A 24,023-nucleotide genomic window follows, 5' to 3' on the forward strand; every position below is an offset into this window, starting at 1 on the left:
TATTCCATATGAATACAAAACTGACGAAAATTATTTCCGGTCTGTTTATCGCAACCGCTGCCTTTCAGACGGCATCGGCAGGAAACATCACAGATATTAAGGTTTCTTCCTTACCCAATAAACAAAAAATCATCAAAGTCAGCTTTGATAAAGAGGTTGTGAGCCCTACCGGTTTTGTAACCTCCTCACCTGCACGTATTGCTTTAGACTTTGAACAAACCGGCATTTCTATGGATCAGCAAGTTCTAGAATATGCAGATTCCCTGTTAAACAAAATTAGCGCGGCTCAAAACAGCAACCGTGCGCGCTTAGTTCTTAATTTGAACAAACCAAGCCAGTACAATACCGAAGTACGAGGAAACGAAGTTTGGATTCTTATTAATGAATCTTCCGATACCACATCAGCTCCTGTACGCGCACCCGCACAAACCGTGCCGCGAACACAACCTTCCGCCCCATTTAGCGAATCCGTAGTATCCGTATCCGCACCGTTTAGCCCTGCCGCCGCGCAACAAACGGCTGCAATGCCAGCAAAACAAACCAATATCGACTTCCGCAAAGACAGCAAGAATACCGGTATAGTCGAATTGTCTGCCTTAGGTTTTTCCGGGCAACCCGACATCCGTCAACAACGTGACCGAGTAATCGTTACCCTGAAAAACCACACCCTGACAACTGCACAACAACGCAGCCTGGACGTGGCAGACTTCAAAACACCGGTACAAAACGTTACCCTGAAACGTATTAACAACGATACCCAGCTCATTATCAAAATGACCGGCAACTGGGAATTCATCAACAAATCCGCATCTTCAGGACGTTTTACCTTTCAAATCCTGCCTAAAAAACAAGATCTCGAATCTAGCGGTTTAAGCAATACCCCAAAAACCTTCAAAGGCAGAAAAAGAAATTGCCGAACTCGGTTCCCTCTATTCTCAGAACTTCCAATTAAAATATAAAAATGTGGAAGAGTTCCGCAAAATCCTTCGTTTGGATGAAATTGACAGCACCAACTCACGCAATACGCTTCTAAGTAACCGCGGCAGTGCATTGATTGACCCTGCCACCAATACCCTGATTGTTACCGATACCCGCAGCGTCATTGAGAAATTCCGCAAACTGATTGACGAATTGGACGTACCCGCGCAACAAGTGATGATTGAAGCGCGTATCGTTGAAGCAACCGACGGTTTCGCACGCGACTTGGGTGTAAAATTCGGTTACGGAGGCACCAACCGGCAAACCGCATGGGGATTCAACTCCGGAAGCGGCGGGATTTCCGCAGCGAATAACGGCGGAACAGGCGGCAATACCGGAACATCCAGCGGACGTTGGTCGGTCAACACCAACATCAACCTGCCGGTTGCCGCTGCCGCAAACAGCATCGCACTGGTACGCGCACTTTCGTCCGGTGCCCTGAACCTGGAACTGTCAGCATCTGAGCAACTTTCCAAAACCAAAACGCTTGCTAATCCACGCGTGCTGACCCAAAACCGTCAGGAAGCCAAAATCGAATCCGGTACGGAAATTCCTTACCAAGATACTTCAACCTCAGGTAGCAGCACCAGTACGACCACAACCTTCAAAAAAGCCGTATTGGGCTTGGTTGTTACCCCGAATATCACTCCTGACGGTCAAATCATCATGAATGTCAAAATCAATAAAGACACTCCGATTGACTGCCGTGTGAAAAACGAAGCAACCAAATGTATCCAAACCAAAAATCTGGATACTCAAGCAATGGTTGAAAACGGCGGCACATTGATTGTCGGCGGCATTTATGAAGAAGAAAACGGTAATACGCTGACCAAAATCCCCTTGTTGGGCGATATTCCCGTCATCGGCAACCTGTTCAAAACGCGCCAAAACAGCCAAAGCCGTCGAGAACTGCTGATTTTCATTACTCCGAGAATTATGGATACGGTCGGCAGCAACCTGCGCTATTAATCCGTAAACGTAAAAGGGCATATGTTTTAAAACATATGCCCTTTTTTTATCTGAAATCCAACATCCGTCAAAATACCGCCTGAAACTGAATTCCCATCCCGATACACCTTAAGCCCCTACCAGTCCTGCCAATATCGTTTAAAATTACGCCATGAAAAATTTTACCGACAAACTTATCCTCATCGGGCTGATGGGTGCTGGCAAAACCACTCTGGGCAGACAGGTTGCCCGCTCCCTAAATTACCGCTTTTACGACTGCGACCATGAAGTTTCGGCAGCCGCCGGCGTTTCCATCCCCACCATATTTGAAATGGAAGGCGAACAGGGATTCCGTTCGCGCGAAACCGCCATACTCAAAAAACTGGTTATCCTGCCGCATATCGTCCTGTCCACCGGCGGCGGTGCCGTGTTAAAAGAAGAAAACCGCGCCCTTATCCGCAAAAGCGGCACGGTCGTTTATCTGCACGCCCCACCCGAAACCCTGCTCGAACGGACGCGCTGCGACAGTAGCCGCCCCCTTTTACAAGTTGCCGATCCCTTGGGCAGATTGCGCGAACTCTACACCGCACGCGACCCGCTTTACAGGCAAACCGCCGACTTCACTATCGAATCGGGAAACTGCCGGCAAACCGTACAAATCCTACTCAACCTTTTATCCGAATAAAAACCGACGCATGAAAACACTGACCGTACACGCACCTTCGCACAGCTACCCCATCTTTATCGGCAACGGGCTACTGCCGCAGGCGGGAAGCCTGCTCAAACCGCATTTGGGAAAACGCGCCGCCATCATCACCAATGAAACCGTCGCCCCGCTCTACCTCGGCACGCTTCAGACGGCATTAGACGAGGCAGGCATTCCCCATTTCAGCATTATCCTGCCCGACGGGGAAATATATAAAAACTGGCAGACGCTCAACCTTATTTTTGACGGACTGATTCAAAACCGCGCCGAACGCAAAACCACGCTGATTGCACTGGGCGGCGGCGTTATCGGCGACATGGTCGGCTTTGCCGCCGCCACCTACCAGCGCGGTGCCCCATTCATTCAAATACCGACTACGCTGTTAAGCCAGGTTGACTCATCGGTTGGCGGCAAAACCGCCATTAACCACCCGCTCGGCAAAAATATGATCGGCGCGTTTTACCAGCCGCAGGCGGTGCTTGCCGACTTGGATACGCTGCACACCCTGCCCGTCCGTGAATTGTCCGCCGGTATGGCGGAAGTCATCAAATACGGTGCGCTCGGCGACATCGGTTTTTTCGAATGGCTGGAACAAAACATATCCGGACTGATGACGCTCGATAAAGGAAAACTCGCCGAAGCCGTGTACCGTTGCTGCCAAATGAAGGCAGACATCGTCGCCCAAGACGAGACCGAACAAGGCATACGCGCATGGCTCAACCTCGGACACACCTTCGGACACGCCGTCGAAGCCCAAATGGGTTACGGCGTATGGCTGCACGGCGAAGCCGTTGCCGCCGGATGCGTGTTGGCGGCGCGTTTGTCCGAACAACTGGGCAACATCTCCGCCGCAGATACCGCACGGCTCGCCGCCCTGTTTGAAGCCGCCAGACTGCCGTCCACACCGCCCGTGTTCCCATTCGAAAAATGGCTCGAACATATGAGCCACGATAAAAAAGTCAGCGGCGGCGTGATGCGCTTTATCGGTCTGAACCGGCTGGGCGAAGCCAACATCACCGAAATTACCGATACGGACATCCTCCGCCGCACCCTGCAACCGTATCTCTGATTAGCCATACCGATGCCGTCTGAAGGGCGTTCAGACGGCATCGGCTTTACCGGTGTGTTGCCGCGCAGGTTTGACGCACGATGATAACTTTCCATCATCATTCTCCGCGAAAGCGGGCATCCGGTTATCCCATATCGCAGGGATTTATCCGGAATAACGACAATCTGTCCGCCGTCATTTCCGCGCAGATGGAAATCCGGAAATTCAAAATCACTGGAATTTATCCGGAATATAGTGGATTAACAAAAATCAGGACAAGGCGACGAAGCCGCAGACAGTACAAATAGTACGGAACCGATTCACTTGGTGCTTCAGCACCTTAGAGAATCGTTCTCTTTGAGCTAAGGCGAGGCAACGCTGTACTGGTTTTTGTTAATCCACTATAACAGCAACCCTGTCGCCGTCATTCCCGCAAAAGCGGGAATCCAGTCCGTTCAGTTTCGGTCATTTCCGATAAATTCCTGTTGCTTTTCATTTCTAGATTCCCACTTTCGTGGGAATGATGGCGGAAGGGTTTTGGTTTTTTCCGATAAATTCCTGTTGCTTTTCATTTCTAGATTCCCACTTTCGTGGGAATGACGGCGGAAGGGTTTTGGTTTTTCCAGATAAATTCTTGAGGCATTGAAATTCTAGATTCCCGCCTGAGCGGAAATGGCGGAATCTTAAGTTTCCGTCTTTGTTTTCCGTTTTCGCGTGAACAATGGGGGAACAAGCCGTATTTCAGACGGCATTTTCAGTTCGGGGTATAATCCGAATACTTGCGACCATCTGAATCATTTGGACAAACTATGTGTCAACTGCTGGGCATGAACTGCAATACGCCGACCGATATTATGTTTTCCTTTGAAGGCTTCCGCCGCAGGGGCGGCATTACCGACCATCACGCCGACGGTTTCGGCATCGGCTTTTTCGAAGGCAAAGGCGTGCGCCTGTTCCACGACGACAAGCCGAGTGCCAATTCGCCCGTCGCCGACCTCGTGCGCGCCTACCAGATTAAATCGGAAAACGTCGTCGCCCATATCCGCAAAGCATCGCAAGGACAAACCTCGCTGGCGAACACCCATCCCTTTATGCGCGAAATGTGGGGCGGCTACTGGCTGTTTGCCCACAACGGACATTTGGTCGACTTCTTTCCTGAACAGGGAGAATTTTTCCACCCCGTCGGCACAACCGACTCCGAACGCGCGTTCTGCCACATCCTCAACCGTCTGCGCACCCGCTTTGCCGTCCGTCCCGACGACGAGACCCTGTTTGACGCGATTGCGGGGCTAACGCACGAAATCCGCAAGTTCGGGCTGTTTAACTTTATGCTTTCAGACGGCATTTCCCTGTTTGCCCACGCCAGCACGCTGCTGCACTACATCATCCGCCAAGCCCCGTTCGGCAAGGCACGCCTGCTCGACGACGATGTAATGGTCGATTTTGCCGAAGTAACCACGCCCGACGACCGCGTTGCCGTTATCGCCACCCTGCCGCTGACCCGCGACGAATCATGGTCCCAACTTGCCGTGAACGAACTGGTCATGTTCCGCGAAGGCAAAATTATTTTAAACGACCGACCCCGTAACCCCGTCTATATGAGTGCCGAAGAAGGCCTAGAAATCGCACGCGCAGCCGGCGTATCGGTTTGACGTTCAGACGGCATCAGTGAGGAAATACCATGAAATGCCCGTTTTGCAGCCACCCAGACACCCGAGTTGCCGATTCCCGCCTGATGGAAGAGCGCAATACCGTCCGCCGCCGCCGCCACTGCCCCAGCTGCGGCAAACGCTTCGGCACACTCGAAACCGTCGAACTCAAAATGCCCGTCGTCATCGGTCCGGACAAAAAACGTTCGCCCTTCAATGCACAACGTCTCCGCAACGACCTGACCGCCGCCGCCCGAAAATCCGCCCTGACACCCGAACAGATTGACGAAACCGTCCGCCTGACGGAACACAGGCTCTACACTTCGGGTCTTCGCGACATCCCCTCTGCCGAACTTGCCGACATGGTGCTAAAAGAGCTGCTTGAGCACAACACGGAAGCCGCCGTCCGTTTCGCCGCACTGCACAAACACTTCGACAATCCGGCAGACTTTGCCTCGTGGCTGGCGCAAGCCGTCAAAACAGACCGCAAAGCCTGATTCCCCCCAACCCATACTGATACGGTATCCCCATGTTTTCGGACACAGATATATCCATGATGGAAAACGCCCTCCAACTTGCCGCTTTGGGGCGTTTTTCCGCTTCGCCCAATCCGCGCGTCGGCTGCGTTATCGCACACGGCAGCCAAATTGTCGGGCAGGGCTTCCACGTCAAAGCGGGCGAACCCCATGCCGAAGTCCACGCATTGCGTCAGGCGGACGAAATGGCACAAGGCGCGACCGCCTTTGTTACCCTCGAACCGTGCAGCCATTACGGGCGTACCCCGCCCTGCGCCGACGCTCTGCTCCGTTCCGGCGTAACACGCGTTGTTGCCGCCATGCGCGACCCCAACCCGCTGGTTGCAGGCAAAGGGCTTGCCCTGCTCGAAGCAGCGGGCATCAAGACGGAATGCGGACTACTTGAAAACAAAGCACGCGAACTCAACCGAGGATTTTTATCGCGCATCGAACGCCGCCGCCCCTTTGTCCGCCTCAAATGCGCCGTTTCGCTGGACGGCAAAACCGCCCTTTCAGACGGCAGCAGCTTTTGGATTACCGGCGAAGAAGCGCGTGCCGACGTACAGGTTTTGCGCGCCGAAAGCTGCGCGGTGCTAACCGGCATCGGCACGGTGTTGGCGGACAATCCCCAACTCAACGTCCGCGACTTCCCAACCCTGCGCCAACCCGCGCGCATCGTGTTAGACAGCCGCCTGCGCCTGCCCCCGTACAGCCATTTGGTTACCGACGGACAATCTCCGACCTACATCGCCACCTTGGAACGCGATGAAGACAAACTCCGCCCCTATCGGGAACACGCACACATCCGCATCCTGATGCCATCTGAAACGGCAGACGGCAAAATCGACCTGCACCACCTGATGCGCCTCCTTGCCGACGAAGGTTTCGGCGAAATCATGGTCGAAGCAGGCTCCGAACTCACATCCGCATTTTTGGCAGAAGATTTGGCGGACGAAATCGTTTTATACCGCTCGCCCAAAATCCTCGGCGGCGGCAGCGGTTTATTTTGCCTGCCCGAAAACCGCGCCGCCCTTTCCGCACCGCCCTTGTGGACACCTGTTTCAAGCGAAATCCTCGGACACGACATCAAAACCGTGTTCCGAAAAAACGATAACGTTTTTTGACGGATTCATGACAGTTTCACTATATAATACCGACACGAAATTACATTCTTCAGACGGCATACCCGTCCGAAACGCCGTGAGGACAATATGAAAGACCAGCTTATCCGAAAATTTGCAGACCGCACCGCCGTCATCGGCATCGTCGGTTTGGGCTATGTCGGGCTGCCGCTGATGCTGCGCTACACCGATGCCGGCTTCCGCGTCCTCGGCTTCGACATCGACACCTTCAAAACCGACAGGCTTAATGCAGGCGAAAGCTATATCGAACACATCCCTTCCGAAAAAATCGCAGCGGCACGCCGAAAAGGTTTTGAAGCCACTGACGACTTTTCTCGGATTGCCGAAGCGGATGCCGTCATCCTCTGCGTCCCCACACCCTTAAACAAATACCGGGAACCCGACATCAGCTTCGTTACCGGCACCACCGACGCGGTCAAACCCTACCTGCGCGCCGGTCAAGTTCTGTCGCTCGAATCGACCACCTACCCCGGCACGACCGAAGAAGAACTGCTGCCACGCGTCGAGGCAAGCGGTTTGAAAGCCGGTAGAGACATCTTCCTCGTCTATTCGCCCGAACGCGAAGACCCGGGCAACCCCAATTTTGAAACGCGCACCATCCCCAAAGTCGTCGGCGGACACACGCCCACCTGCCTCGAAGTCGGCATCGCACTGTACAGCCCCGCCATCGACCGGGTTGTCCCCGTCAGCTCGACCAAGGCCGCCGAACTGACCAAACTGCTGGAAAACATCCACCGCGCCGTCAACATCGGTCTGGTCAACGAAATGAAAATCGTCGCCGACAAAATGGGCATAGACATCCACGAGGTCATCGATGCCGCCGCCACCAAACCCTTCGGCTTCGTACCGTATTACCCCGGTCCCGGCCTGGGCGGGCACTGCATCCCCATCGACCCCTTCTACCTCACATGGAAAGCGCGCGAATACGGCGTAAACACGCGCTTCATCGAACTGGCGGGCGAAGTCAATTCCCATATGCCCGACTACGTTATCGGCAAAACCGCCCTCGCTCTCAACGGCATCAACCGCTCCGTCAAAGGCAGCAAAATTCTGATTCTGGGCATTTCCTACAAAAAAAACGTGGACGACATGCGCGAAAGCCCGTCGGTGGAAGTGATGGACAGGCTGCACAAACTGGGGGCGGACATCGCCTATTCCGACCCCCATGTCGCCGTTTTCCCCCATATTCCCGGACACCACTGCTTCAACCTTTCCAGTACCCCGATTACGGCAGAAACGCTGGCAGGCTTCGACTGCGTGGTACTGACCACCGACCATGACAAATTCGACTACCCGCTTATCGCCGAACACGCCAAACTCATCGTCGATACGCGCGGACGCTTCCGCGACGGCAGCCCGAAAGTCGTCAAAGCCTGATAGAGAAAGGTTTCAGACGGCATTGGAGAGCATCCCGATGCCGTCTGAACATTCGAAATGGACACAAAAAAAATCCTCGGCTACGCGGCAGGTTCCCTCGGCAGCGCGGTTTTGGGCATCATGACCCTGCCGCTGCTGTCGTGGTACTTTCCTGCCGCCGACATCGGACGCATCATACTGATGCAGACGGCGGCAGGCTTGGGCATATTGGTTTTGGGCATGGGTTTGGATCAGGCATACATCCGCGAATACTATGCCGCCGCCGACAAAGACACTTTGTTCAAAACCCTGTTCCTGCCGCCGCTGCTCTCTGCCGCACTTGCCGCCGCCTTTCTGCTTTCCCGTCCGGAAATGCCGTCTGAAATCCTGTTCTCGCTTGACGACTCCGCCGCCGGCATCGGGCTGGTACTGTTTGCGCTGACCGTCCTGCTGATTCGTTTTCTCTCCCTGATTTTGCGTATGGAAGAACGTGCGTTTGCCTTTTCTTCCGCACAACTCATACCGAAGCTCACCGTCCTGCCGCTGCTGCCACTGGCGGTCGGGCTGCTGCATTTTCCGGCACACACGGCAACCCTGACCGCCGTTTACACGCTGGCGAACCTCGCCGCCCTCGCCCTGTTGCTGTTTCAAAACCGATGCCGTCTGAAAGCCGCATGGCGCGCACCGTTTTCATCCGCCGTCCTGCATCGCGGCCTGCGCTACGGCATACCGCTCGCACTGGGCAACCTCGCCTACTGGGGGCTGACTTCTGCCGACCGCTTCTTTCTGAAAGGATACGCCGGATTGGAACAGCTCGGCATCTACTCGATGGGGATTACCTTCGGTGCGGCGGCACTGGTATTCCAAAATATTTTTTCAACGGTCTGGACGCCGCATATCTTCCACATGGTCGAAGAAAATGCCCCGATGCCGCACATTTCGGCAACCGCAGAATCCGCCGCCGCGCTGCTTGCCGCAGCCGTCTGCCTGACCGGTATTTTTTCACCTTTGGTTTCTGGCCTGCTACCTGAAACCTATGCGCCCGTCAGGTTTATCGTCGTATCGTGCATGTTACCGCCGCTGTTTTACACGCTGACCGAAATCAGCGGTATCGGTTTGAATGTCGTCCGCAAAACACGGCTGATTACGCTTGCCAACCTGACCGCGCTGTCGGCAAACCTGCTGCTGTTGAGGCTGCTCGTGCCGTCTGAAGGCGCGCGCGGTGCGGCGGTTGCCTGTGCCGCCTCATTCTGGCTGTTTTTTGTTTTAAAGACAGAAAGCTCTTCCCGCCTGTGGCAGCCGCTCAAACGCCTGCCGCTTTATATGCACACATTGTTCTGCCTGACCTCCGCGACACTCCACGCCTGTTTCGGCACACGGGAAAACCATCCCCTGTTCGCCGCCGTATGGGCCGTATATTTGGCAGGCTGCATCCTGCGGCACAAAACAGAATTAAACCGCCTGTTTTGCCGTCTGAAAAACATGGGTTCTACATCATGAAAATCGTTTTGACCACTTCTATGGCAGGCTTGGGCGGCACGGAAAACGCCACCTTCCGCCTCGGCCGGCTGCTCAGGCAGCACGGACACGACATCATCCTTGCCTCTTCGAACGGACCGTTGCTCAAAGAGGCGCAAGCCTTGGGCATACGTTGGCAACCCGTCGATTTCTATCGCGGCGGCCTTTTCGGCTACTTCAAAGGCATGATTACCTACGCCCGAATGCTGCGGCGCGAACAACCCGACATCATCGACTGCCAAATGGCGCGCGTCGTCCCGGCCTGCGCCCTTGCCGCCAAAATCGTTTCGCCGAAAACCAAAGTGTTCTACCACGCACGCGGGCTTAACCCCGAAACCTATCCGAAAATCGCCCGGCTGTTCGACCGTTTGGGCGTGTACATCATCGGCAACTGCAAACACGAGCGCGACAAACTCATCCGCTACGGTTTTCCCGCCCACCGCATCACTTATACCTACAACGCGCTGCACCGTCCCGATTCCGTTCCCGAAAAAACCGCCAAAGGCTGCGTCATGCTCGGCACGCTGTCGCGTCTGGACACTGTCCGCGCCGTGCATCTGATGCTGGACATTTTCAAAAAAATGGTCGACCGCGATATGCCCGTACGCCTGAACGTGGCGGGCATAGGCGAAGAAATGGACAATTTGAAAGCGCAGGCGGAACGTCTGGGCATAGACGGCAAAGTTACCTTCCTCGGCGGCGTGCGCGATTTGACCGCCTACTTCAAAGATGTGGATATTTTGGTGAACACGCCCCACTGCATCGGCGACCACGGCGCAGGTGTGGGCAACAACATCTTGGAAGCCGGACTTTACGACACGCCCGTCGTTACCTACGATATGGCGGGCATTTCCGAAATGGTCGTCAACGGGGAAACGGGTTACTGCATCCCCTTCGGCGACGAAGAAGCCTTTATCGCCGCCGTAGACACGCTCGTCAGACAACCGGAGTTGCGCGAAGCAATGGGCAAAAGGCTGCACGCACACGTCGCCGCACTCTGTTCCGACGACGAAATCTACCGTACCACCATGGCCGCCTATACCATGTAATGCCGTCTGAAAGCCGCCGATGAACATCACCATAGTCGCCCCCTACTGCTCGCTGCCGTCCGAACCGTATTTCAACCGCTTTTGGTATCTGGCAGAACGATTGTCGCAATCGCACGACGTGTTGCTGATTACCAGCCGTTTCCGCCACTACGACAAATCCTTCAGACGGCATGAAGATGCTGCCGCCACTTCAAACGGCAGGCTGCGCGTCAAGCTGCTGGACGAACTCGGCTACCGAAAAAACGTCTCCCTCGCCCGCGTCGCCAGCCACCGCGTATTCGTCCACAATTTGGCACGCTGGCTGCACAGCCCGCAGGCGGCGGAACAGGACATCGTCTATTCTGCCTATCCGCTGATGGCGACCAACCTGCTTTTAGGCAGGCATAAAGCGCGTTTGGGCTACAAACTCATCATCGACGTGCAGGACGTATGGCCGGAGTCCTTCTCATCGGTCGTGCCGTTTTTGAAAAAAATCCCGCACCGCCTGCTGCCCTTTGCCCGTCGCGCCGACCGTGCCTACCGTTGCGCCGACGCACTCGTTGCCGTCTCGCAAACCTACCTCAACCGTGCCAAAGAAGCCAATCCCGACGTTCCTGCCGAAGCCGTCTGTATCGGCGCGGATTTCGCCGCCATAGCATCCGCGCCCGCCAAAGATTTCGGCGACAGCACAACCCGATTTTTCTATTTCGGCACGCTCAGCCACAGCTACGATGTCGATACTGCCTGCAGGGGGATACAGAAACTTCTGGACAGCGGGAAAAACGTCGAACTGCACATCATGGGCGGCGGCCCCGACCTAGAAAAGCTGAAACAGCATGAAAACCGCGCCATCAAGTTTTACGGCTACCTCCCCTACGCCGAAATGATGTCCATCGCCAAAGGCTGCGACATCGCCGTCAACGCCATCCATAGCCACGCCATGCAGTCGGTTACCAACAAACTTTCCGACTATATGGCTTTGCAAAAACCCGTGCTGAACAGCCAGACCAATGCCGAAGTCCTCGACCTCCTGAACCTGCTGCCGCACGAAAACTACCGTTCCGGCGACATGGACAGCTTCGTTCAAGCCGCCAAAAATATTTTGAAACGCAAAAACGACCCCGTTCAGTCCGACGAAATCGTCCGCCGCTTCAGGCGCGACATCTCCTATCAAAAAATCGTCAACCTGATTGAAAGATTAGCCCATGAGTAAATTCTTCAAACGCCTGTTTGACATCATTGCCTCCGCCTCGGGACTGATTTTCCTCTCGCCAGTATTTTTGGTTTTGATATACCTCATCCGCAAGAATCTGGGTTCGCCCGTCTTCTTCATTCGGGAACGCCCCGGAAAGAACGGAAAACCTTTTAAAATGGTCAAATTCCGTTCCATGCGCGACGCGCTTGATTCAGACGGCATTCCGCTGCCCGACGGAGAACGCCTGACACCGTTCGGCAAAAAACTGCGTGCCGCCAGCCTGGACGAACTGCCCGAACTGTGGAACGTCCTCAAAGGCGACATGAGCCTGGTCGGCCCCCGCCCGCTTTTGATGCAGTATCTGCCGCTTTACAACAAATTTCAAAACCGCCGCCACGAAATGAAACCGGGCATTACCGGCTGGGCGCAGGTCAACGGGCGCAACGCCGTCTCATGGGACGAACGCTTCGCATGCGACATCTGGTATATCGACCACTTCAGCCTGTGCCTCGACATCAAAATCCTACTGCTGACGGTTAAAAAAGTATTAATCAAGGAAGGGATTTCCGCACAGGGCGAAGCCACCATGCCCCCTTTCACAGGAAAACGCAAACTCGCCGTCGTCGGTGCGGGCGGACACGGCAAAGTCGTTGCCGAGCTTGCCGCCGCACTCGGCACATACGGCGAAATCGTTTTTCTGGACGACCGCGCACAAGGCAGCGTCAACGGCTTTTCCGTCATCGGCACGACGCTGCTGCTTGAAAACAGTTTATCGCCCGAACAATACGACGTCGCCGTCGCCGTCGGCAACAACCGTATCCGCCGACAAATCGCCGGACGCGCCACCGCGCTCGGCTTCAAACTGCCCGTTCTGGTTCATCCGGACGCGACCGTCTCGCCTTCTGCAACAGTCGGACAAGGCAGCGTCGTTATGGCGAAAGCCGTCGTACAGGCAGGCAGCGTATTGAAAGACGGCGTGATTGTGAACACTGCCGCCACCGTCGATCACGACTGCCTGCTTAACGCTTTCGTCCACATCAGCCCAGGCGCGCACCTGTCGGGCAACACGCATATCGGCGAAGAAAGCTGGATAGGCACGGGCGCGTGCAGCCGCCAGCAGACAACCGTCGGCAGCGGGGTTACCGCCGGCGCGGGGGCGGTTATCGTGTGCGACATCCCGGACGGCATGACCGTCGCGGGCAACCCGGCAAAGCCGCTGCCGCGCAAAAACCCCAAGACCGGGACGGCATAAGCGATTAAAATATAGTGGATTAAATTTAAATCAGGACAAGGCGACGAAGCCGCAGACAGTACAAATAGTACGGCAAGGCGAGGCAACGCCGTACTGGTTTAAATTTAATCCACTATACACCCCCGTACAAACCGATTTTGACAACACCTGCGGCGTGCGACCGATTCATCGGGACACGCAAAACCCCTCCATCAGACGGCATATTGTCAGAAATGCCGTCTGAACCCGACGGACCAAACACCATGCTGAACACTTCCCTTTCCCCGTGGCCCTGCTTTACCCAAGAAGAAGCCGATGCCGTTTCCAAAGTCCTGCTGTCCAACAAAGTCAATTACTGGACGGGCAGCGAATGCCGCGAATTTGAAAAAGAATTTGCTGCTTTCGCCGGCACGCGGTACGCCGTCGCCCTTTCCAACGGCACGCTGGCACTCGATGTCGCGCTCAAAGCAATGGGCATAGGCGCAGGCGACGATGTGATTGTTACCTCACGCACCTTCCTCGCCTCCGCGTCCTGCATCGTTAACGCAGGCGCAAACCCCGTGTTTGCCGATGTGGATTTGAACAGCCAAAACATCAGCGCGGAAACCATCAAAGCCGCACTGACACCGAATACCAAAGCCGTCATCGTCGTCCACCTTGCCGGTATGCCCGCCGAAATGGACGGCATTATGGCTTTGGCAAAAGAACATAACTTGTGGGTGATTGAAGACTGCGCCCAAGCGCACGGCGCGAAATACAAAGGCAAATCCGTCGGCTCTATCGGACACGTCGGCGCATGGTCGTTCTGCCAAGACAAAATCATGACCACCGGCGGCGAAGGCGGTATGGTTACGACCAACGACAAAACCCTGTGGGAAAAAATGTGGTCGTACAAAGACCACGGCAAAAGCTACGATGCCGTGTACCACCGCGAACACGCTCCTGGTTTCCGCTGGCTGCACGAAAGCTTCGGCACCAACTGGCGCATGATGGAAATGCAGGCGGTCATCGGTCGCATCCAGCTCAAACGCATGCCCGAATGGACGGCGCGCCGTCAAGCGCACGCCGCCAAACTGGCTGAAAGCTTGGGCAAGTTCGCCAGCATCCGCTTGGTTGAAGTCGCAGACTACATCGAACACGCGCAATACAAGTTCTACGCCTTCGTCAAACCCGAACACCTCAAAGACGGCTGGACGCGCGACCGCATCGTGAACGAACTGAACGCGCGCAAAGTCCCCTGCTATCAAGGCAGCTGCTCCGAAGTGTATTTGGAAAAAGCCTTCGACAACACGCCTTGGCGACCGAAAGAGCGTTTGAAAAATGCTGTCGAACTGGGCGACACCAGCCTGATGTTCTTGGTGCACCCGACGCTGACCGACGGCGAAATCGCGTTCTGCAAAGAACACATCGAAGCCGTATTGACCGAAGCCACACGATAACCCTTCAGACGGCATATGCCGTCTGAAAAACACACGCCGCCGACAACATGACTCTGGAAACCCTGCTTGCCCTACCGCGCAACATCAAGAAAATCTGTTTCCTCATACACGATTTTCTGATGATTTTTACCGCCTTCTGGTTTACCCAAAGCCTGAAGGCCGACTACTCGAACGAATGGTTCGACCCTGCCAACTGGCAGTCTTTCCTATTGACCGCGCTGTTGACCATCGGCCTGTTCGTCAGAATGGGGCTCTACCGTGCCGTTACACGCTTTGTCAGTTTCCACGTCCTGACCACAGCCTTTGCCGGCAGCCTCGTCTCCGCCGTACTGTTTTTCCTCAATACGCTGATATTTGAAGAAAAATTGCGCCTCGCCCTGCCCGTCGTCTACTTTCTGCTGCTGCTTGTCTCCGTAACCGGCTCCCGCATGGTCATACGCGGCCTTTTATCCGACCACCAAAAAAAACATATGACCCCCGTCATCATTTACGGCGCGGGACGATCAGGCAGACAACTGCTCGAGGCCGTCAAACAGATACGCGAATATTCCGCGGTCGCCTTTGTGGACGACAACCCCAAGCTTTGGCACACCGTCATCTACGACCTTGCCGTTTACCAGCCCGATGCCATCGCCTTCCTCATCGAACGCTACGGCGTGGAAAAAATCCTGCTCGCCATTCCCAGCGCGACCCAGGAACAACGCCGCCGAATCATCAACAAACTGGAAGCCTATCCGTGCGAAGTGTTGACCATTCCCGGAATGAAAGACCTGATGGACGGAAAAATCAGCATCGGCACGCTCAAAAAAATCTCCGTGTCCGACCTGCTCGGGCGTGATTCCGTCGCGCCCGACGACCGCCTGATGAGTGCCGACATCGAAGGCAAAACCGTCATGGTAACCGGCGCGGGCGGCTCCATCGGTTCGGAACTCTGCCGCCAGATTATCCGCCGCCGCCCCGAAAAGCTGCTGCTGTTTGAGTTATCCGAATTCGCCCTGTACGCCGTCGAAAAAGAATTGCGCGAAACCTGCATCCAAAAACGCCTCAACACCGAAATCCTGCCCTTTCTCGGTTCGGTGCAAAACCGCACCCTGCTCGAACACGTCATGACCGCCTTTTCCGTTGCGACCGTCTATCACGCCGCCGCCTACAAACACGTCCCCATGGTCGAATTCAACACCGTCGAAGGCATACGCAACAACATCTTCGGCACACTCGAGTGCGCGCTTGCCGCCACGGCTTCGGGCGTAAGAACCTTCGTCCTCATCTCCACCGACAAAGCCGTCCGCCCCACCAACACCATGGGTGCCAGCAAACGCATGGCGGAACTCTGCCTTCAGGCACTCGCCGCCGAACCCGGACAGAAAACCCGCTTCAGCATGGTACGTTTCGGCAATGTTTTAGGTTCGTCCGGCTCCGTCGTCCCGCTGTTTGAAAAACAGATTGCCGAAGGCGGCCCGCTCACCCTGACCCACCCCGACATCACACGTTATTTCATGACCATACCCGAAGCCGCCCAACTCGTCATACAGGCAGGCGCGATGGGTACGGGCGGCGACGTATTCGTCCTCGACATGGGTGAATCCGTCAAAATTATCGACCTTGCCCGCCAAATGATTACCTTAAGCGGCCTCAAACCCAAAACACCCGAACAACCTGACGGCGACATCGAAATCCTCATTACCGGACTGCGTCCCGGAGAAAAACTCTACGAAGAGCTGCTCATCGGCGACAACGTCCGCAAAACCAGCCATCCGCGCATCATGACCGCCAACGAGACCATGCTGCCGTGGCACGAGCTCTCCGCCCTGCTCGACCGCATCCGTTCGGCCTGCGACCGTTACGACCAGCAGGCAATCCGTACCCTGCTCATCAACGCCCCTACCGGCTTTGCCCCGAGCGACGGCATCTGCGACCTGCTTTGGGTACGAGAAACACACAGAAAAAATGCCGTCTGAACCTTCAGACGGCATAACGTACAAACCAACCTACCTTACACACACGGAGTTTGACATGCAGTTTTCAGCATTCGGCGAAAAATTCACGCAACACAGCGGCATCCTCCAACTGATGGACGACCTCGGCGACGCGCTCAAAAGCGACAAGCCCGTCAACATGCTCGGCGGAGGCAATCCGGCGCGCATTCCGGAAATCGATCGGGCGTTTGCCGACATATTTTCCAAACTGGCGGCAGAACACGCCGTCGAAAACATCGGCAATTACTCCAATCCCCAAGGCGATGCCGCGCTGATTGACGCGCTGACCGCCTTCCTCAACCGCGAATACGGCTGGAACCTGACCGCCGACAATATCGCGCTGACCAACGGTTCGCAAAACGCGTTTTTCTATTTGTTCAACCTCTTCGGCGGCAAATTCAAGCTTTCAGACGGCACATCCGCAGAAAAAGCCATTTTGTTGCCGCTCGCGCCCGAATACATCGGCTATGCCGACGTGCATGTCGAAGGGCAGCACTTTGTTTCCGTCAAGCCCAAAATCGAAAACGTCGAACACGAAGGCGAAGCAGGCTTCTTCAAATACCGCGTGGACTTTGACGCACTGGAAAACCTGCCCGAACTCAAAGCGGGCAAAATCGGCGCGATTTGCTGTTCGCGCCCGACCAACCCGACCGGCAATGTGTTGACCGACGGCGAAATGGCGCGTTTGGACGCTTTGGCGCGTGAACACGGGATTCCACTGATTATCGACAACGCCTACGGAATGCCGTTCCCCAACATCATTTACAGCGACGTAACGCTGAATTGGCATGAAAACATCATCCTCTGCTTCAGCCTGTCCAAAGTCGGCCTGCCGGGCGTTCGCACCGGCATCATCGTCGCCGCGCCCGAAGTCGTCAAAGCCGTCAGCAGCCTGAACGCGATTGTGAACCTTGCCCCCACGCGCTTCGGCGCGGCCATCGCCGCCCCGCTGCTGGAAAGCGGCGAGATGAAACGGCTTGCCGACCAAGTCATCCGGCCGTTTTACCGCAATCAGGCACAAACCGCCGTCTCGCTGCTCAAGCGGGAGCTGGGCGCGTACCCGATGAAAATCCACAAACCCGAAGGCGCGATTTTCCTGTGGCTCTGGTTTGAAAACCTGCCCGTTTCTTCGCAAACCCTGTACGAAATGCTCAAAGCCGAAGGTACGCTGATTATTCCGGGCGAGCATTTCTTCGTCGGCATCGACACGCACGATTACCCGCACGCGGGCGAGTGCATCCGTATGAGCATCGCGCAGGACGCCCAAACGCTGGAAAAAGGCATTGCCGCCATCGGTAAAACCGTCCGAAAACTGTACGACACCGTTTAAAACACAAAAATGCCGTCTGAAAGCCTTTCAGACGGCATTTTTATCCGCATTCAATGCCGGGAAAAATGTTCCCAAACCGGTTTGCAGTTTTCCGGCAATTCGGGACACGCGCCGAGAATGCCGCCGCTGAAGTCGTTTAAGCGGTGGAAGTCGCTGCCCGCGCTTGCCGACAATCCGAAACGTTCTGCCAAAAGCGCGTAGTTGAGGCGGTCGTTTTTGCAGCAGTTGCCGCTGTGGACTTCGATGCCCGCGCCGCCGAGGTTTTTAAATTCTTCAAACAGATTGCGCTTGGCGGTGGCGGACAAATCGTAGCGCATGGGGTGGGCGATGACTGCCATGCCGCCCGCGCCGTTGACGGCGGAGACGCAGTCTTCCAGCGTCGCCCATTCGTGTCGGACGGCGCAGGATTTGCCGTCGCCCAAGTATTTGATGAACGCCTGCTGCTTGTTTTTGACGTATCCGTTTTTGATGAGGAACTCGGCGATGTGGGTGCGGCTGACCATTTCTTTGTTTGCCGCCAGCGCGAGCGCACCGTCGTATGCGCCGCCGATGCCTTTCTTTTCGAGCTTGGCGGCGATGGCTTCAAGGCGTTTCAGACGACCTTGCCGCACTTGCGCCAACAGGTTTTGCAGGTTTTCGTCCCGTTCGTCGAAATCCAAACCGACAACGTGTATGGTGCGCCCGCGCCACGTTACGGAGATTTCCACACCGTTAATCAGGCGCAAACCGAGCCTGTCGGCTTCGGCACGCGCTTCGGCAATGCCGCCGGTGTGGTCGTGATCGGTCAACGCCAGCAGCGTGCAGCCGTTTTGATGCGCGAGGCGCACGACTTCGGCGGGGGAGAGCATACCGTCGGAAACGGTGGAATGGCAGTGCAGGTCTATCATGGGGTGTTATGTGTGTGGTGAATGAAGCTCGGGATGTTTCAATGTTGTCGGGCAGTGTGGCGGCGGCGGTCATTTTAAAAAACAGGTGTATGGCAAATGCAAAGAAAAAGTCCCTATACCGTCATTCCAGAGCAGGCGGGAATCCAGACCTTGATTTGTCAAAAATGTTTAAGGTTAACCGCTATTTCGAACTTCCGGATTCCCGCCTGCGCGGGAATGACGATATGGACGTTTTCAATTTTAATCTACTATAAAAGACTGTCTGAAAACGTGGTTTTATAGTGAATTAAATTTAAACCGGTACAGCGTTGGCTCGCCTTGGCTCAAAGAGAACGATTCTCTAAGGTGCTGAAGCACCAAGTGAATCGGTTCCGTACTATTTGTACTGTCTGCGGCTCGCCGCCTTGTCCTGATTTTTGTTAATTCACTATATCAAGCCGAACCGTTTCAGACGGCATTGTCCGCCCAACCCGCTTCTTTCAACTTCCGCCGTTGCGCGTCGTAGCGTGCCTTGTCCGCCCAATACATTGTCTGGATACAGGCATCGCCGCACTCGCTGCCGCAGCATTCCCACGACTCGGGGCGGACGGGTTCGTCTAAAAGCGGCTCGCCCAAAAGGGCTTCGGCTTTATTCTTCAGGGTCGTATCCATCGGCGATTTCCAAGCGCGCGCCGTCAAACTCGATGACTTCGCCACCGCGTATTTTGGCCGTTTTGCGGGTTTCGGTTTCGCCGTTGCGCAACACCAGCCCTTCGGCGATAAACGCCTTCGCCTGCCCGCCGCTTTCGGCAAGTCCGGCCAATTTCAAGAGGTCGCACAAGGCGATGTATTCGTTGTCTTCGAGATAGACGGTGGCTTCCATAATGTTCCCTTGCAGAAAGAGGCCGTTATTGTAGCACCTGCCGCCGCCGTACCCAAAATTACCGCAAAACCGGCAGCACGTCCCCCCCCGCCTGTTCCGTAAAAATGCCGTCTGAAACCCCATATGCCGCCATCCGATCAAAGAAATCCTGTCCAACAGCAGGCTGCAAATCCTGTTCCCCGACGAATCCGCATTGACGCTGATGCACATCCTCAAACACGAACTGCCCGATACACTGGTCATTGGCATCAGCCATCAAAACGAAATCAAAAACCTGTTTGAACGTAAAATTAATTTAACTGCTTGCCATCCGTCCGAATAAGGTATATAGTTCTTTATAACTAGTTTGATAGTCCTTTATATCTATCAATACTCCTTGGGAAGCCTCCACCACACGGTAGGAGGCATTTTTTTGCCGTCGTAAAAGCGCGGAAACCATTGGCGGCAATGCCGTCTGAACCCGAAGTGGCATCTTCCCGCCCGCCATCCGGGGACAACCCTGCTACAATACGCCTTTTATTGTTCACGCCGATTTTGCCATGACCGAGCCGACCTACATCCCCCTGCGCCTGCATACCGAATTCTCAATTACCGACGGTATGGTGCGGATTAAAAAACTGATTACCAAAGCGCAGGAATACGGTTTGCCTGCTTTGGGCATCAGCGATTTGATGAACGAATTCGGCTTGGTGAAATTCTATAAAGCCTGCCGCGGCGCAGGGATTAAACCCATCGGCGCGGCGGACGTGTGGATAGGCAATCCGAATACGCCCGACAAGCCCTTTCGCGCCATGCTGATTATCCGCAACGATGCGGGCTATCTGCGTTTGAGCGAGCTTTTGACGGCGGCCTATGTCGGCAAAGACCGTAATATCCATCATGCGGAACTCAACCCCGAATGGTTGGAAAATGGCGACAACAGCGGCTTGATTTGTTTGAGCGGCGCGCATTACGGCGAAGTGGGCGTGAATCTGTTGAACGGCAATGAAGACGCGGCGCGTGCGGCGGCGTTGAAATATGCAGCGTGGTTTCCCGATACGTTTTATTTAGAGCTGCAACGCCTGCCCGAACGCCCCGAATGGGAGGCTTGCGTTTCCGGCAGCGTGAAGCTGGCGGAGGAACTGGGTTTGCCGGTGGTAGCGACGCATCCGACACAGTTTATGAGCCGCGACGATTTCAACGCACACGAGGCGCGGGTGTGCATCGCAGGCGGCTGGGTATTGACGGACAAGAAACGTCCGCGCGATTTCACGCCGAGCCAGTTTTTCATTCCACCGGAAACCATGGCCGAACGTTTCGCCGATTTGCCTGAAGCCTTGGAAAACACGGTAGAAATTGCCAAACGCTGTAATCTGCACATCACATTGGGCAAAAACTTCCTGCCCCTTTTCCCCACGCCCGACGGTTTATCACTCGATGACTATCTCATCAAACTCTCAAACGAGGGTTTGCAGGAACGCATGGTTCAGCTTTATCCCGACGAAGCGGAGCGTGCGGCAAAAATGCCGGAATATCAAAAACGGCTGGATTTTGAGTTAAACATCATCATCCAGATGAAATTCCCCGGCTATTTCCTTATCGTACAAGACTTTATCAACTGGGCGAAAACGCACGGCTGTCCGGTAGGGCCGGGCCGTGGTTCGGGCGCAGGTTCGCTGGTGGCGTATTCATTGAAGATTACCGACCTTGATCCGCTCAAATACGCGCTGCTGTTCGAACGTTTCTTAAACCCCGAACGCGTCTCCATGCCCGACTTTGACGTGGACTTCTGTCAGGCAAATCGCGGCCGCGTGATTGAATATGTGCGCGAAAAATATGGCGCGGAAGCGGTCAGCCAGATTGTTACCTTCGGCACGATGTCGTCCAAAGCAGTCATCCGCGACGTGGGGCGTGTGTTGGAGCTGCCGTTTACCCTGTGCGACAAACTGTCCAAGCTGATTCCGCTGGAAGCCAACAAACCTTTGAGTTTGGACGACGCGATGAAGGCCGAGCCGCAGATTCAGGAATTAATCGAAGCGGAAGAAGCGGACGAACTGATTACGTTGGCGAAAAAGCTGGAAGATTTAACGCGCGGTCTAGGTATGCACGCGGGCGGCGTGTTGATTGCGCCGGGCAAGATTTCCGATTACAGCCCCGTGTATCAGGCGGACGAATCCGCCTCGCCCGTATCCATGTACGATAAAGGCGACGTGGAAGATGTGGGTTTGGTGAAATTCGACTTTTTGGGCCTGCGCAACCTGACCATTATCGAAATGGCGCAGAACAACATCAAAAGCACCACCGGCGATATCGTCGATGTCGGCAAGATTCCGCTTGACGACCAGTTTGCCTACCAAATCTTCCGCGATGCGAACACTACCGCCGTGTTCCAGTTCGAATCGACCGGCATGAAGAAAATGCTGAAAACGGCGCATACAACCAAGTTTGAAGAACTGATTGCCTTCGTNTCGCTCTACCGACCTGGCCCGATGGACAACATCCCCGACTTTGTCGCGCGTATGAAGGGACAGGAATTCCAATACATCCATCCGCTGCTCGAAGGCATCCTCGCGCCGACTTACGGCATTATGGTATATCAAGAACAAGTGATGCAGGCGGCGCAGATTATCGGCGGCTACTCGCTCGGCGGCGCGGATTTGCTGCGCCGCGCTATGGGCAAGAAAAAGCCCGAAGAAATGGTGAAACACCGCGAAATCTTCGCCGACGGCGCGGCGAAACAAGGCATTTCGCGCGAAAAATCCGACGAAATCTTCAACTACATGGAAAAATTCGCCGGCTACGGTTTCAACAAATCCCACGCCGCCGCCTACGCCCTGATTTCCTATCAGACCGCATGGCTCAAAGCCCACTACCCCGCCGAATTTATGGCGGCGACTATGTCGTCTGAATTGGACAACACCGACCAGCTCAAGCATTTCTACGACGACTGCCGCGCCAACGGCATCGAGTTCCTGCCGCCCGACATCAACGAATCCGACTACCGCTTCACGCCGTATCCGAACATGAAAATCCGCTACGCACTCGGCGCGATTAAAGGCACGGGCGAAGCAGCCGTCGAATCCATCATCGCCGCGCGGCAAAGCGGCGGCAAGTTTACGGGCCTCTTGGACTTCTGCGAGCGCGTCGGCAAAGAACACATGAACCGCCGCACCCTCGAAGCCCTGATACGCGGCGGCGCGTTCGACAGCATCGAACCCAACCGCGCCATGCTCTTGGCGAACATCGACCTTGCCATGAACAACGCGGACCAAAAAGCCGCCAACGCCAATCAGGGCGGACTTTTCGACATGATGGAAGATGCCATCGAACCGGTGCAGCTCGTTGACGTGCCCATGTGGAGCGAGTCGGAAAAACTCGCCGAAGAAAAAACCGTCATCGGCTTTTATCTGTCCGGACACCCGTTCGGCCCGTATGCCCAAGAAGTCCGCCAAATCGCCCCGACCAAATTGGGCCGTCTGAAACCGCAAGACAGCGTGCGCCTCGCCGGATTCGTGACCGCCGTGCGCACCATGATGGGCAAACGTGGCAAAATCGCCTTCGTCAGCCTCGAAGATTTGAGCGGGCAGGTTGAAATCATGATCGGCGGTCAGACGCTGGAAAACTGCGCCCACTGCCTCAAACCCGACCAAGTGCTGATTATCGAATCCAAAGTCAGCCGCGACGACTACGGCGGCGGCGACGGGTTGCGCATCATGGCAAACCAAGTCATGACCCTGCAAACGGCGCGCGAACGCTACGCCCGCAGCCTCAGTCTCGCCCTCGCCCCGCATCACGACATCGGCGGACTGGTACAACTGCTCGCCGCCCACCAACTGCCCGACACGCCGCGCATCCCGCTGCAACTGTCGTATGCCAACGGAAAAGCGTCGGGCAGGCTTCAAGTGCCGCCGAAATGGACGGTTACACCGAGTTCCGCATTGTTCGGCGAACTGGAAACATTGCTCGGCAGCCGGTCGGTGCGCGTGAATTGGTAACCCAAAATATAAATGCCGTCTGAAGCCCAAAACCGGTTTCAGACGGCATTTTTTAACCGAAATAAACGATGCCCCTTAAAGCAGAAGCTTTAAGGGGCAGAGCGTTGCGGCACATCTTTTCAGACGGCCTTATTGTAGCAACGGTTCTCATTTCGCAGTGCGACAATATGTTTGGGATTCTAGCCCTTGTGAGATGATAAGTCAATAATCTATTTGTATATAAATAAGGCAATCAGATATA

Annotated in this window: 18 protein-coding genes and 2 pseudogenes; 16 read left to right on the plus strand and 4 right to left on the minus strand. The window is 55.2% G+C overall.

Going from position 1 to position 24,023, the window contains the following annotated elements; genetic code table 11:
- Positions 1-8 precede the first annotated feature (8 nt).
- The 15 genes and pseudogenes from pilQ (at position 9) to ACRPFF_RS01790 (ending at position 18,059) form a co-directional block, all read left to right on the plus strand.
- Positions 9-1,947: pseudogene (gene pilQ, locus ACRPFF_RS01720) on the plus strand (type IV pilus secretin PilQ).
- 151 nt (positions 1,948-2,098) lie between these two features.
- On the plus strand, positions 2,099-2,611 hold the full coding sequence (locus ACRPFF_RS01725) for a shikimate kinase (protein WP_432673622.1): 513 nt from the start codon (positions 2,099-2,101) through the stop codon (positions 2,609-2,611).
- Positions 2,612-2,621: 10 nt separating this feature from the next.
- Positions 2,622-3,701 (plus strand): 3-dehydroquinate synthase, encoded by a 1,080-nt coding sequence (aroB, locus tag ACRPFF_RS01730; RefSeq protein WP_432673623.1) that lies wholly within the window; start codon positions 2,622-2,624, stop codon positions 3,699-3,701.
- A 788-nt stretch (positions 3,702-4,489) separates the two neighbouring features.
- A complete protein-coding gene (locus ACRPFF_RS01735) occupies positions 4,490-5,332 on the plus strand; it encodes a class II glutamine amidotransferase (protein ID WP_432673624.1) in 843 nt (280 codons plus the stop codon).
- A gap of 29 nt (positions 5,333-5,361) precedes the next feature.
- Positions 5,362-5,826, plus strand: a complete 465-nt coding sequence (locus tag ACRPFF_RS01740; RefSeq protein ID WP_219221974.1) for a transcriptional regulator NrdR — start codon at positions 5,362-5,364, stop codon at positions 5,824-5,826.
- 32 nt (positions 5,827-5,858) lie between these two features.
- Positions 5,859-6,968: a bifunctional diaminohydroxyphosphoribosylaminopyrimidine deaminase/5-amino-6-(5-phosphoribosylamino)uracil reductase RibD gene (gene ribD, locus ACRPFF_RS01745; protein ID WP_432673625.1), complete on the plus strand. Its 1,110-nt coding sequence runs from the start codon at positions 5,859-5,861 to the stop codon at positions 6,966-6,968.
- Between the two features lie 87 nt (positions 6,969-7,055).
- Positions 7,056-8,363 carry a nucleotide sugar dehydrogenase gene (locus ACRPFF_RS01750; protein WP_432673626.1) on the plus strand — a complete coding sequence of 436 codons (1,308 nt, stop codon included), beginning with the start codon at positions 7,056-7,058 and terminating at the stop codon, positions 8,361-8,363.
- A 57-nt stretch (positions 8,364-8,420) separates the two neighbouring features.
- Positions 8,421-9,842, plus strand: a complete 1,422-nt coding sequence (locus tag ACRPFF_RS01755; RefSeq protein WP_432673627.1) for a lipopolysaccharide biosynthesis protein — start codon at positions 8,421-8,423, stop codon at positions 9,840-9,842.
- Positions 9,839-10,909: a glycosyltransferase family 4 protein gene (locus ACRPFF_RS01760; RefSeq protein WP_432673641.1), complete on the plus strand. Its 1,071-nt coding sequence runs from the start codon at positions 9,839-9,841 to the stop codon at positions 10,907-10,909. The genes ACRPFF_RS01755 and ACRPFF_RS01760 overlap by 4 nt, the downstream gene beginning before the upstream one ends.
- 19 nt (positions 10,910-10,928) lie before the next feature.
- Complete coding sequence (locus tag ACRPFF_RS01765; RefSeq protein ID WP_432673628.1) at positions 10,929-12,101, plus strand: glycosyltransferase; 1,173 nt, start codon at positions 10,929-10,931, stop codon at positions 12,099-12,101.
- Positions 12,094-13,335, plus strand: coding sequence for a NeuD/PglB/VioB family sugar acetyltransferase (locus ACRPFF_RS01770; protein ID WP_432673629.1), 1,242 nt, complete (start codon positions 12,094-12,096; stop codon positions 13,333-13,335). Before ACRPFF_RS01765 ends, ACRPFF_RS01770 begins: the two co-directional genes overlap by 8 nt.
- Before the next feature lie 7 nt (positions 13,336-13,342).
- A pseudogene (locus ACRPFF_RS01775) lies at positions 13,343-13,468 on the plus strand (IS5/IS1182 family transposase); the annotation flags it as partial.
- Between the two features lie 109 nt (positions 13,469-13,577).
- Positions 13,578-14,753 carry a DegT/DnrJ/EryC1/StrS family aminotransferase gene (locus ACRPFF_RS01780; RefSeq protein WP_432673642.1) on the plus strand — a complete coding sequence of 392 codons (1,176 nt, stop codon included), beginning with the start codon at positions 13,578-13,580 and terminating at the stop codon, positions 14,751-14,753.
- Positions 14,754-14,800: 47 nt separating this feature from the next.
- Complete coding sequence (pglD, locus tag ACRPFF_RS01785) at positions 14,801-16,711, plus strand: NADH-dependent dehydratase PglD (RefSeq protein WP_432673630.1); 1,911 nt, start codon at positions 14,801-14,803, stop codon at positions 16,709-16,711.
- A 55-nt stretch (positions 16,712-16,766) separates the two neighbouring features.
- Positions 16,767-18,059 carry a valine--pyruvate transaminase gene (locus tag ACRPFF_RS01790; RefSeq protein WP_432673643.1) on the plus strand — a complete coding sequence of 431 codons (1,293 nt, stop codon included), beginning with the start codon at positions 16,767-16,769 and terminating at the stop codon, positions 18,057-18,059.
- A gap of 50 nt (positions 18,060-18,109) precedes the next feature.
- Here the strand turns inward: ACRPFF_RS01790 and ACRPFF_RS01795 are convergent, their stop codons facing one another.
- From ACRPFF_RS01795 to ACRPFF_RS01810, 4 genes are all read right to left on the minus strand, one after another.
- Positions 18,110-18,946, minus strand: coding sequence for a PHP domain-containing protein (locus tag ACRPFF_RS01795; protein WP_432673631.1), 837 nt, complete (start codon positions 18,944-18,946; stop codon positions 18,110-18,112).
- A 447-nt stretch (positions 18,947-19,393) separates the two neighbouring features.
- Entirely contained in the window at positions 19,394-19,597 is a 204-nt protein-coding gene (locus ACRPFF_RS01800; protein ID WP_411712980.1) for a hypothetical protein, read from the minus strand.
- The gene (locus tag ACRPFF_RS01805; RefSeq protein ID WP_002221492.1) at positions 19,575-19,808 is read right to left on the minus strand and encodes an RNA-binding S4 domain-containing protein; all 234 of its coding nucleotides are present in this window, start codon (positions 19,806-19,808) and stop codon (positions 19,575-19,577) included. The genes ACRPFF_RS01800 and ACRPFF_RS01805 overlap by 23 nt, the downstream gene beginning before the upstream one ends.
- Positions 19,809-19,866: 58 nt before the next feature.
- Positions 19,867-20,064, minus strand: coding sequence for a hypothetical protein (locus ACRPFF_RS01810; RefSeq protein ID WP_432673632.1), 198 nt, complete (start codon positions 20,062-20,064; stop codon positions 19,867-19,869).
- Positions 20,065-20,347: 283 nt separating this feature from the next.
- Between ACRPFF_RS01810 and dnaE the strand changes: the two genes are divergently transcribed.
- Positions 20,348-23,782 (plus strand): DNA polymerase III subunit alpha, encoded by a 3,435-nt coding sequence (dnaE, locus tag ACRPFF_RS01815; protein ID WP_432673633.1) that lies wholly within the window; start codon positions 20,348-20,350, stop codon positions 23,780-23,782.
- The last annotated feature ends 241 nt before the right edge of the window (positions 23,783-24,023 follow it).

It is taken from the genome of Neisseria sp. SLRRB23, assembly GCF_050896295.1.
GTDB lineage: Bacteria > Pseudomonadota > Gammaproteobacteria > Burkholderiales > Neisseriaceae > Neisseria.